This is a genomic window from Shewanella sp. MF05913 (assembly GCF_059758095.1).
In genome coordinates this window covers 50,440-63,195 of record NZ_JCAYNT010000010.1, presented here as the reverse complement: position 1 = coordinate 63,195, position 12,756 = coordinate 50,440, and the positions used below count along the sequence as shown (strand labels likewise).

General features: G+C 41.0%; 8 protein-coding genes. 3 read left to right on the top strand and 5 right to left on the bottom strand.

Going from position 1 to position 12,756, the window contains the following annotated elements; translation table 11 throughout:
* Nucleotides 1–117: 117 nt before the first annotated feature.
* A complete protein-coding gene (locus AC19MV_RS13010) occupies nt 118–2,271 on the top strand; it encodes a flagellar hook-length control protein FliK (RefSeq protein WP_498308077.1) in 2,154 nt (717 codons plus the stop codon).
* A 51-nt stretch (nt 2,272–2,322) separates the two neighbouring features.
* Entirely contained in the window at nt 2,323–2,634 is a 312-nt protein-coding gene (locus tag AC19MV_RS13005; protein WP_498308075.1) for an EscU/YscU/HrcU family type III secretion system export apparatus switch protein, read from the top strand.
* A 31-nt stretch (nt 2,635–2,665) separates the two neighbouring features.
* On the opposite strand, the gene AC19MV_RS13000 is transcribed toward AC19MV_RS13005, so the two are convergent.
* Nucleotides 2,666–3,004: a hypothetical protein gene (locus AC19MV_RS13000; protein ID WP_432401583.1), complete on the bottom strand. Its 339-nt coding sequence runs from the start codon at nt 3,002–3,004 to the stop codon at nt 2,666–2,668.
* Nucleotides 3,005–3,605: 601 nt separating this feature from the next.
* Here AC19MV_RS13000 and AC19MV_RS12995 point away from each other — a divergent pair.
* Nucleotides 3,606–4,571 (top strand): DUF3187 family protein, encoded by a 966-nt coding sequence (locus AC19MV_RS12995; RefSeq protein WP_498308074.1) that lies wholly within the window; start codon nt 3,606–3,608, stop codon nt 4,569–4,571.
* Nucleotides 4,572–4,604: 33 nt separating this feature from the next.
* Here AC19MV_RS12995 and AC19MV_RS12990 read toward each other — a convergent pair whose 3' ends face one another.
* From AC19MV_RS12990 to AC19MV_RS12975, 4 genes are all read right to left on the bottom strand, one after another.
* Nucleotides 4,605–5,564: a diguanylate cyclase gene (locus AC19MV_RS12990; RefSeq protein ID WP_498308072.1), complete on the bottom strand. Its 960-nt coding sequence runs from the start codon at nt 5,562–5,564 to the stop codon at nt 4,605–4,607.
* A gap of 3 nt (nt 5,565–5,567) precedes the next feature.
* A complete protein-coding gene (locus AC19MV_RS12985) occupies nt 5,568–10,454 on the bottom strand; it encodes a PAS domain S-box protein (protein ID WP_498308070.1) in 4,887 nt (1,628 codons plus the stop codon).
* A gap of 418 nt (nt 10,455–10,872) precedes the next feature.
* Nucleotides 10,873–11,943 (bottom strand): L-dopachrome tautomerase-related protein, encoded by a 1,071-nt coding sequence (locus tag AC19MV_RS12980; RefSeq protein ID WP_498308068.1) that lies wholly within the window; start codon nt 11,941–11,943, stop codon nt 10,873–10,875.
* Nucleotides 11,944–11,954: 11 nt separating this feature from the next.
* Nucleotides 11,955–12,599 (bottom strand): peroxiredoxin-like family protein, encoded by a 645-nt coding sequence (locus AC19MV_RS12975; protein WP_432401573.1) that lies wholly within the window; start codon nt 12,597–12,599, stop codon nt 11,955–11,957.
* Between the last annotated feature and the right edge of the window lie 157 nt (nt 12,600–12,756).

Here is a 12,756-nt window from a genome sequence, read left to right as displayed (position 1 = left end):
CTAAGGATACTGTCACTGTTGACAATATCAATCAAAAATTTGTAAAAGATGAATATTCAAATAACGCTTTGATTGATTTTAAAAGATATTTTGTCTTGTTTGCTTAATAGGATATTTATGGTTTTGCCGATAATTAATACAACAACGACAATGACCGCCCCAGCAACACCCAAACTTGCCAGTGCAAGTCAAACCAACACATCCGAAAATCAGCAATCTCAAAATGCCTCTGCGACCACTAAAAACATTGAAGCCAATGTAAAATCCGATCTTTCAGCTTTATTACTGCCGGTTCAAATACAACAAAAACAGACACCCACCAGTAGCCAAGTTAATGTGAGCATTCAAAACCAGCAATATCAACTTAATAAGACCGTCGAACTACAAAAGTTATTGCAGCAAACATCTCAAGTTGTCATTGCAAGTGATCAAGCTAAGCTCGTCGCAAAGCTTGCTGCGACTCAAATAGCAACACCTGCCGAATTAGCTCAACAAACCACACCGCAGCAAGCGACACAACAAACAGCCTCGAGTAACAAACCTATCTCGACTCAAATCATTCTGTTGGCTCAAACCGTACAATTAGCCTTACCTCAACCATTAACAGAATTAGCCAAACAAAATGGTGTATCGACGCAGCAATTAGTGTCTTTAGCATCCAGACCTCAGGGCTATCCTTTACCCACAGCGTTAATAGCCCAGGGTCAACTCACATTTACTGATGGACCCAGCCTTAAACTACCTAACAATATTGTATTAAACGATGGTCAATATCTTGCTAAAGTGGTCTTTAATCAACAGCAATTACAACTCGCGTTAACGCCTGTGATTGGAGAAGTGAAAGTTGACTTGCTTAAGCAAGCTCCCATCCTAGCGTCGTTGCAGCAAGACAATATCGTGATCACCAAAAATGAACCGGCACAGATTTTAAGCCAATTTTTTAAAAAGCTCGAAGCGACCCCGCTCCCTTCTGCAAACACTAATCAAACCTACGCCAATAAGACCGATTCAAGTGCAGTATCGGTGGCGACAACAAACACTGTGAATACACTGACTCAACATTTAAAAACAGGTGAGAATATTCAGCAAGGGCAAATAGCATCGTCACCCAAAGTCGATGCATTAATGGTAAAAGCTGACAACACGAATAGTCTTTTACAACAACCACCCGCGACACAGACGTCATCGCCAGATAAAAACAGTATGGCTCAAGGCTCAAACTCAATAAAAAATCTCAATAATGATGCTGATATCAAAGCCGCGAGCATTCAAACCAACGAAGTCAAAAACAGCACAAATAAGGTATCAGCACAGACAACATTACCACCGACGTTACCTGCTAATCCGTTAGTAGGTAGCAAACAACCCAATGACGTTTCAGCTCAAAACCAACAATCGACTGTCAATAAAGATCCTCAGCCTATCGAAGTGTTAAACAAGGCGTTGTCTAAAGCTGGAGCAATGCCAGTAAAACAACAACTCGCGTTGCAAATCCCTAATAGTCTAGCCACTGAATTACTAAAGCATTTACCGCAGATGAGTCCTCACCCTCTGAGCGCGTTAAGCGACCCTAGCCTATTAAGCCATGAGCTTCTCAGCCTTGCAGGATTAAACCTAGCGCAAACGTCATCTCAGGCTAATAGTTCAATGGCTTCGACCCTCTATTCTGGCGGTGCTATTACGACTCTATTTCAACTATTATTAGGTGTAAAAGCCAAAACGACAGGCTCAGGGATCAGTGCTAAATTGCAAGAACATCTCAATCAGTTACAACAACGCACGCTCGCCAAGCTAACGGGTAACTCAGGCTTGTTAAGTGCACTTGATAAGCTCGGTGGAGCGGATTCTATGGCACAACTTGCCGGCAGTATCGCAATGTACCAACAGGCAAGTGCCGACCCTAATCAAGCTTTGACTTGGTACTTTGCCTTACCCTACTCCATTAACCAGCGAGATGAGCAGTTTGAGGGTAAATTTGAACAAGAAAATGAACAAGATAAAGACAAAGTTAATGGTTGGAAATTACAATTAAAATTTAATTTAGCACAAGGATCGTTACTCATTTGCGCCCACAAACAGGGCGACACACTCGATATACAATTTAAAGGCAACAGCCAAGCACTACTGTCAAAGGTCGATAGTTTTAATGGTGCCTTAGCCAATAAAATTAGCCAAATCGGTTTAACGCCTGGCACGTTTAGCACCCAATTAACCCAGGTCCCCGCAACGTTATTACCTGGGGATCACTTCTTAGTTAAGACAAGGGCATAGTTAAAAACAGCTTAAATAAGACAAGATCAAAATAAAGACAAGGGACTAAATATGAATGACGAATCGAAAAAAATTCAACAAGCTGTCGCACTCAGTTTTGATGGCAAAAGTGCCCCTAAAATTACCGCGTCAGGTAAAGATCTCGTTGCTGAAGAGATCATCGCGATTGCAAAAAGTGCTGGTATACATATCCATCAAGATCCGCACTTGAGTGAATTTTTGCAATTACTAGAACTCGGAGAAGAAATCCCTAAAGAGTTATACTTGTTGATTGCTGAACTCATCGCATTTGTTTATATGCTCGATGGTAAATTTCCTGAGCAGTGGAATAATCTCCACCAAAAAATTGTTGCCCAAGCCTAATGGCCAACATGACGAAGGTATGAACATCGCGCTACAGCAAAAATTGATAGGCAAATTTTGAGATAATAAATACCCCACCTAACCCGAGCCCACCCAAGCACAACTCAGCTAATCGATCTTGGTCAAACTCCAGCCAATCGTTAAATGCGGCATAAAACCGTAATGAAATGCCGTATAACACAATGACAGCCAGTGAAAGAAAACTATACAGATAATGCTCAGGGTAAAAAAACGTTAATAGCGGAATAAACGCCAACAAAAAATCACCACCTTTATGAGTAAAGTTGGTTTTTGATTCAATGGCTATATCTAACAACATTTGCAGAGGGATCACGATAACGAGTAAGCCAAGTAACAGAAAAAAGTCCATGCTACTCCTTTAATCCATGACGCACTTTTATGAAGTGAGCCTGTGTATAAAGAATCCGTATCTTATGAATAAAGGAACCACTAACAAGGGTATTTATTACAGAGTACTTTAGGAGATGGTCACTACAACCAAGTAGAAGTAGGCGCAACTGTGGTACAACATTTTTAAAGTTCACTAGTATTTGGGCACAATAACTCAAGTATGACGCAGAATAATCCATTATAAATTCCATTTAAACCTGTCTATCCATTACAAATTTATGCATCTCATTTACAGACTAAATTTGTTTTCAAACAATTACCTTATACCGTGCTATTAAATAATAATCAACATGTTACGTAAAAATTATCCATTATCATACTTTTATCGTGCCATCAAAGCATACCGCAATACATCACATATTTATCTTAACAATGTGTCTCAATATAATTGTTTTGCATATTATGTTCACTTTTTGTTGTTTAAATTTATATTGCACGCAATCATAATGCCGGCCTTGGCAGTATCAAACGTCATTTATAACAATAAGCCATTCCATTTAATCTGCAAGTCGCTAGCAAACGGTGATGAGCTACGCGAATAACATGAGAACGCTATGCTGATGAAAAAGAATCTATTGTTCACTTTATTAGGACTAACATATTTACCTGCTGCGCAAGCTCAAATGGTCGATTTTGACGATTACGGTCCGCTAAGAGTGTATGCCCAATCACCAATGCAATCGATCAATCACACACCTCTACTTCGCTCAGGTTTTTCATTACCTCAAGGACAGCGCGAATGGTATATCACAGCCAATATCGCGAGCATGTGGTCTGAATCAGATGTACTGCTAGCCGATTATTATCAAAATGCTGTTACTGGTGGCATAAAGTGGCAAATGTCAGATGCATTAATGTTAGATATCAATTATCGATGGGGATTTAGCGCTGATAACCATTTAGATTCACTCACAATGTGGTTCCATGACGCGTTTGGGTTTGATCAAAATGGCAGACAAGACCAAGCCAAACATCAAAACCAAATTCAATCAGAAAAGTATGGTATTCATGTTGATGACTTAAGCGGTGAAACGCTTGAAAATGCCTTAACAGCATACTTAGGTTACCAGCTCATACAAACTGAGCGCCATGGATTATCTGTAGGTGCTAGCCTGTATTTAAAATCTGTCGATAGCGGTCCATTTGCTGAAGATTCATTTGCGCAAAGCATTCAAATAAACTACAGCTACAAAAATGGCCAACATCATGTGAACTCAAGTTTTGGTGTCAGCTTTATTGAAGACACGGAGTCGATATCATCTAATCATTATGACTCTCGTTTCACCACGTTTGGCATCGGTTATGAATATCGTAGCGGACGCCATGGTTGGTTAGCCGAAATACACCGATATGAAGGCTTGGTTAGCTGGGATGAAAACTTCTCTGATGCGTCTAATGAAGCCTTACTAGGCTACCGTTATTACTTAAACACCAGTGCAATAGAATTCACTCTGGTTGAAAACTTTGAAAATATGGATAACAGTGTAGATATTGCTTATACGCTAGGATATCGTCATAAATTTTAACCAACAGGGCAAAATATTGCCCTGTAATATTCGCTAAACAGTAATTAACTCTTCTGTCGTCACCTGCGCGCCTAGCACTCTGTTTCTGCCGCGCTCTTTGGCTAAATAAAGCTGTTTGTCAGCGGCTTCAATTAATAGCTTTTCGGGGATGTCTCTGGTTGGCACTATGGTCGACACGCCCGCACTGACGGTAACAAAATGAGAGACAGCAGAGGTTTCATGCGCAATTTTAAGCGATATAATACTATCGACTATTTGCTGGGCCACATAAGTGCCCCCGATTAAATCGGTATTGGGTAAAATACAAATAAACTCTTCACCGCCAAAACGCGCGACTAAATCGTAAGGGCGATTAACGGTATCTTGAATTTTCTGGGCAACTTGTCGTAAACAAGCATCCCCCTCAGTGTGTCCATAGGTGTCATTAAATAGCTTAAAGAAATCGATATCCAATAAAATGATCGTCAATGGTTGTTGCTCACGGCAACCTTGCAGCCAACTCACAGGTAACACCTGCTCAAATTTACGTCTATTTGCCACACCGGTTAAGCCATCTAGCAGCGCAATAGAACGAAGTATGTCAGATTGCGACTTTAGCTTGAGTTGATTCTTCACCCGTGCTTTCGTGATAACCGGGTTAATGGGCTTATGAATAAAATCGACAGCCCCTAAATTAAAACCTTTAACTTCTTTCTCTTCATCAAAATGTCCGCTGATAAAAATAACCGCAATGTCTTGTGTAACGGGATCATTTTTAAGGTGTGCGCAAACATCAAATCCATTCAATATTGGCATTTCAATGTCTAACAACACCATATCAGGATTGACTTTTTTACACATATCAATCGCTTGATGTCCATCTCTGGCCATATAAATATCGTAATCATTTTGCAGTAACTGGTGCAATATTTTAATGTTGACGACCTGGTCATCAACGATCAGTATTTTGCCTTTTACTGGAGCGGCACCAGAAATATACTCATCTATGAACACGCATCACTCCTTAATTATCGATGTTAGGGTATCGATAGCATCCAAAAACTCGAGCTGACTGACCTGAGACTTTAATCTTAACCACTCTTTATCTGTCGCTATATTATCTGATAATTGCTCGAGATAGCTAATAGCATCTAAATTTTGCTCAACTAATAAAGCCATTAACTTATCCATTTTGACTGACGATATACTGGTTATCGGCAATAATTGCGTTTTATCCAGCTCATTTGCTGTTAGCGCCACCGTTTCATCAGGAAATAAAGTGTCGAGCACATGTAAACTGTCGTTAATTTGCCCTTGGATCTGACTCAAATAAACATTCGCATCTATTTTAACATTATGTTTTATGTTCTGTTCAAGCAATGCAGCAAAAGCGGCTAAACGCTTTGCACCAATATTACTGGCGGTACCTTTAATGGTATGAGCAATTATGCTTATTTTATCGGTGTCTTGTTGTGTAAACGCCTGGGTTAATGCTGAGAGTTGTTCTGACATTTCTACCGCAAAGTGATGTTTTACATCGATAAAAAATGCTAACTCACCACCAAAGCGCCTTAATATCGACTCAGGGTCTTCAATAATCACATCATCGTCGCCTGTGGGTTCATCAGGTGACTCAATTAATGCATTTATATCATTTACACCGCCCAATAAAGGTGCACTTTGACCTAACAATCCCAACATACAAGGCAGTAAACGCGTCATGTCTATCGGCTTGCCAATATGTTCATTCATACCAGCATCAAGACATAACGCCTTGTCCGCCAATGAAGCGTTGGCGGTCATCGCTAAAATCACCAAATCATTAAATCGACCATCAGCACGGATTAAACGCGTTGCCTCTAAACCATCCATATCTGGCATTTGCATGTCCATAATAACAATATCAAATGTGTTGCTAGATTGGGTCACCCACTCCACACCTTCAACACCGCCTTTGGCTAATGTAACAACCGCACCTTGTAATCTAAGTAGTTCATCAATGACTTGACGATTTAATTGATTATCTTCAACTACCAGCACTCTAATGCCTTGCAAGGCTAAGTGGGTTACTTTTTTCGTTTCTAACGGTATTTCTTCACCGCTAATAGCCTGATGTACCGCCTCAAGCATTAAGTTAGCCGTAATCGGTTTGGTTAACATATTCACAAAAGGTTGTTGCTCATACTGCTTAGTTTGCTTCATCACCTCAGAGCCGTAAGCCGTTAACATAATAATGGCTGGTGCGGCGCCTTCAGGAAACATTAATTGAATATGCTGTGCGGTTTCTAGGCCATCCATTTCAGGCATGCGCCAATCCATAATAATCACGTCATAGTGGTTGGTGGCATGTAAACTTTGTTCAATAAGATTAATAGCCTGCTTACTGTTGCTTGCTTCGTTAACATAAGCGCCATGAGCCATAAGTGTTTTTGATAAAATTTTACGACTCATTTTGCTGTCATCAACAATAAGAATATTTTTACCTTGTAAATCAATATCCAAATAAGTATTTTTCATCTCGACAACAGTAAAAGACAAATCAAAGCCAAAACGACTGCCGTGACCTAACTCACTGGTTAAGGTTAATTCGCCCCCCATTAACTCCACTAAACGTTTGGTGATAGCAAGCCCTAACCCAGTGCCACCAAATCGCCTTGAGGTAGAGGACTCCGCTTGCACAAAACCTTGGAATATTTTATCAGCCTGTTCTTTGCTGATCCCGATGCCGCTGTCTGATACTGAAATGGTCAGTTTCACTTCATCCTGGTTAAGCTGATGACAATGCACCCCAACAATCACATGCCCCTGTGAGGTAAACTTAATCGCATTACCAGCAAGATTGAGTAAAACTTGCCTTAAGCGCTGCTCATCACCTTCGATAAGGTAAGGAAGCTTTGGATCAAGGTCGAAAATCACTTCTATACTTTTACTGTGAACATTGGTCGCTAACATCACCGCAAGTTCACGCATCAAGGTTTCCATTTGAAATGGATGAAGATCAAGTTCAAGCTTACCCGCATCAATTTTTGAGAAATCCAAGATATCATTGAGTAACCCCAACAAGGATTTAGCCGCTATTTCTGCTTTGGTCACATAATCAAGTTGTTGCCGGGTCATATCAGAATGTTGTACTAACTGGAGCATGCCCAATACCGCATTCATCGGGGTGCGAATTTCATGACTCATATTGGCTAAGAATGCCGACTTAGCGGCGCTAGCAACATCGGCAGCCTGTTTAGCCAAACGCAATGTATGTTCTAATTCACGCTGCTCTGTGATATCGCGGTTAATCCCCACGACACGGACCGCTTTACCCATTTTATCGTAACTGATTTGCGCGCCAGCATGGATATAGCGCACCTGTTCTGCACGATTGATAATTCTAAAGGTCGGTTGATAAGTTGAATGGCTCTCAATGGCCTGTTGCAGTGCTTGTTCTGCCATATAAAGATCATCAGGGTGAATGCGCTGTTGCCAATGTCGATAATTAAGGCCTTCTTCTTTTATCTCAATTGGGTAGTCGTACATCACAAACATACGATCGTTCCATTGCAATTCATCCGTTAATAAATCAAAGTCCCATATACCCAGCTCTGCAACTTCGGCGGCTTTGACTAATTGATTACTGGCCGACACTAACGCTTCCTGCTGTTTCAACATGGTATCGATATTAACAGCAACCCCAAGATAACCAACAAGCTCTCCAGACTCATCACGCATTGCGGTAACAGATAACGACACCTGGCATTGAGTGTAATCTTTGCGGACATAGGTCCAAATACGCGTTTCGGGACCAAAGTTTCTGGGCTTATACACAAAGACATCAAATGCACTGATCTCTTCGCCAAATTCCTCGGTTAATTCTTTACCGCGCGCCCTAACTTCGGCAGGCACATGCATTATTGCCGGACTCATTTTGCCGACAATTTCACTCGCACTATAGCCCAGCAATAATTCAGCTCCGCGGTTGAATATGGTAATCAGCCCCTCACTATCAGTTGAAATAATGGCAATTTCAGAGGCCGCAGCAAGCACATTGGTCAATAATGAGGTCAGTTTAAGGTTTTCAAGTTGAGTATGCTTACGCTCGGTAATATCAATTCGCAGAGCAATACAGCGTTCTAACTCACCATGACTATCCATAATGGGAGTAATGACGGTATCAAACCATTTCGCATCACCTTGCTTATCATGGTTACACACTTCACCGTGCCAGCTATCCCCATTAATAATGGTTTCCCACATGTCTTTCCAAAATGCATCATCATGGTGATTTGATTTTAAAATAGAATGCTTTTGGCCTACCATTTGCGCACGCGTATAGCCAGAAGCAATACAAAAGTTGTCGTTAACCGCTAATATCACGCCATTTTTATCTGTTTCAGAATATAAGAGCTGTTGGTTAATATTATCGAGTAAGGTTTTATTTTCAGAAAGCGCTTGCTGCAAAGCTTGTGTACGCTGAGTGACTTTCAATTCAAGTTCGGCATTCAAACTTAAAATTTGTTTTTCTGCGTTTTGTTGCGCAGTAATATCTCGAATGGTTTGACTCACCCCAGTAATCACACCGGACTCATTGTAAATGGCTAATGAGGTCATTGTGGTTGAAAGCAATTCGTTATCTTTGCGCTTATGATAGCCAATAAAGTTTAATAGTGGTTTACCCTTTAGCACTTGTTCAAAAAGTGCGTTTTCCTGGCTTTGCCCTTCGTCGGCAACAATAAAACCATGCTCTTTATACCCAACAACCTCAGGATTGGTGTAGCCAAAAGTAAGCTCCGCACCTTGATTCCACCCAGTGACAAGACCGTCGCAATCGTAACTAATGATGGCATCTTGTGAGTGCTCTAAAATGTTGGCGCGTCGTTCATTATCGGCTAAGACCAGTTGCCTTCTGCCTAAGGCATAACTATAAAAGGCAACAAAAGACGCCAACAATAAACTCAAAATAAAGCCATAAATAAATGCAATATTCGGCGAGGTTAAATGCAATCTACTGACAAAGTTAGGGTAAGCAACTAATGATATTTGCCAATGACGACCAAAAACTTCACGTTCGACGGTAACAATATGCTCAGTTAACGGGCTTGAGTCGTCGATATGGTTTTCATAAAAGCTCACCATATTGGCAGTATCGGTAATGTCTTTGACCAATAACTTAGTGTTTACTCGCGATAACGATAAATCGTCAAACACTTCATTGGCCACCAGTGGTGCATAACTCCAGCCAAAAGCTTGCTGCTCCCTTAACGCTGGTGTGACAGGGGTTCCACCAGCACGATAAATCGGCATTAAAATTAAAAATGCCTGTAACGGACTCCCCGAAGCCTGTACTAATGTTATAGGCCCGGTTAATCTTACCTCTCCAGTTAACATCGCATCTAAAGCCGCTTTTTTACGATTGGCTTCAGAGGCGATATCTAATCCGACAGCGGAAAAGTTACGCGCTATAGGCTCAATATATTGAATGATATAGCGCTCACCATTATGATCACTAAGCTGCCTAACACCGAAGGTGGGCCAATCATCTAATTGCGCTGCGGTAATAAAATTGGTTTCTTCAGCAACACTCACGCGCCGAATAAAACCAAACCCTCTTGCGCCAGGAAACTCCTCATCGATATCACGCGTCAAACTGTATTTCTGAAACGCTTCTCGATTAATACCCTTCTCACCTACGGTAAAAATAATACCTCGCGCACTGCGTAAGCCGTACTGATACAGCTGGATACGATCAGTAATATTATTGGCGACCTGCTCTGTGACGGCCTTAAGTTCATTAACAATGATGTTATTGTTTTGATTTTTAACACTTAACATCGCGCCCACACTCATGACTATGCCAACAGCGAAGACTCCGATACCCAATTTAAGCGCGTTTTTATAATTAGCAAATCTGGTCATGTTTATGCGTTTCAAGTTAAGGAAGTTTAACTGTGGACGATAACCTTCTTTTTTACAAGCTACACATTGAAAAACATACTATTTTCACAAATTAAAGGCCGTTGCGCTACAATGACTACGTTGGTGACACTGCACTTGGGATTACTCAAAGGTATATTGTTAATCGTACTGCACAAAGGTGAGTTACAACTGTAGCTGAAACCCTTAATCGTAAAAAAAAGAAATTGAAATAGAGTGCGGCAATCAAATTTAAGTCCGTAAAATCGTGCAGCCAGTCATCTTTATTGACATCAAACACATCATCCAAAATCTACACAAGCATCAACAACGTTGAGCTTTTTGTATTGAAAAGTCATGCAATATCGCTCGCACAAAAAAGGCTACCTCGAGGTAGCCTTTTTTTGTTATCTGTTCACCATTATCGGCCTACGGTTGTCTCGGCCAGGGCGTCAAATTGGATAATGTAATAACGCCCATCGCTCATATCTTGTTGGTTATTCACCGCTGGCGATAAGTGTAACTTATTCACCGCAACCAGAATTTTGCCATCTGCCGTGGTAGCAAAACCATCTGCCCAACTGAACTTATCGGCGTCTTGATGCAAAATATGGTATTGGCGATCCGTATCAATATAGCCCACTGCATTGTGGGTCATGTCAGTCACATAAATGTTGCCGCTATTGTCTATGGTGATACCATCACTGATAGGCTTATTGGCATAAAATTCGACTTTGCTGCGCAACATATTGGCCGAAATTTTAGCGTCTAATAAATATTGAGTGTGAACTCGATATAGCTTCTCACCGCTCAACGCGCCAAAATAAACCCACTCATTGTTAATGTCTAACGTAATCGAATCGATACCAATACGAATAGGCTGACCGCCAATCGATAATGTTTTGCCATCAATCACGGCATCAATATCTTCTGGACGAGTATAAATGCTGCTGTCTAAGACTCTGCGGGCCTGACCAGTGGTTAAATTAACCACCAGTAAACCGGCGTTATCGCCACCAGCAGGATCGCTGATGTAAACCGCTTCATGATCGCGGTCGACCGCTAAGTCATTCAAAAATGAATTGACCGGCAATACTGCGGCCGTTAACTCAATGGTTTTATACAGTTGGTTATTTAACGTGTCCCAACCGATTAAATGCCCTGCTCTGTCATGACCAGTAGCCGTTTCAAGCATCCATAAAATACCCTGTTCATCAATCACAACGCCGAGCACAGGGTTAAGTTTTTGATTAAATTCACGACTTGGATAATCCATTATCGTACCGTCTTGCTTAAGCTCTACAATTCGCGCATCCACACCGTAAAAGTGATGATTACTCATAAAAACACGACCTGTTGCAGACACAGCTACATTACCTGGAGGGTGTTGTTTATCGAGCTCACGAAAAACAGAATAATCAGCTGCAAATGTTGTACTACTCAATAGCGTCAATGCGGTAAACATTGATACCAATACCCATTTAATCGACATGAATATAAACCTTATAGTGTCTTCAACGTTGCAATAATGTCTTGTGGGTCCATGCGATAAGTATAATCAGCATTCACAAATGCATCGGCAATGATGCCGTCTTTCGTTACCACAAACGTCGCCGCTAATGGGAAATCAAATTGGCCAGAACCATTATGTTTTTCAACTTCCACACCAAATTTAGCGTACAAAGCACGGATTTCATCGGGTAATGAAAATACAACCCCAAGTGCTCGCGCATAATCGGCATTGATATCAGACAAGACTTCAAATTTAAGTTCATTTTTTTCAGTTGTCGATAATGAAATATCGGGTAATTCAGGGGTTATCGCGACAAATGTGGCCCCCAGCTGTGCAAACGTGTCCAAATGCTGCTGATATGCACGTAACGCTAAATTACAATAAGGACACCAACCACCACGATAAAACGTAACCACTAATGGCCCATTGGCGAGCAAATCCCCCAAATTACGAATTTGGCCTAATTGATTAGGTAACTCAAAATGCGTTAATACATCACCGATTTTCGGCGCTTTTTCAATTACACCTGATAATTGCAGTTTTTGTGTCGCATCCGACATAATCGCCATTAACTCAGGAGGGATTTTGACGGCACTGGCTTCGCGTTGTTGATCGAGTTGGGTAGATAAAGACATTGTTACGCTCACTTCTAACTTGAATATACATTCAAAATAACGATTATTGCTAAGATAAGCAAGCTTTTTTGAACAATCATTCAAGTGGTGTTATTATTCTAAACAAGCCTTATGGATAACTCATTCAATCAGGCTATTTTAACTATGCAGTAGGATT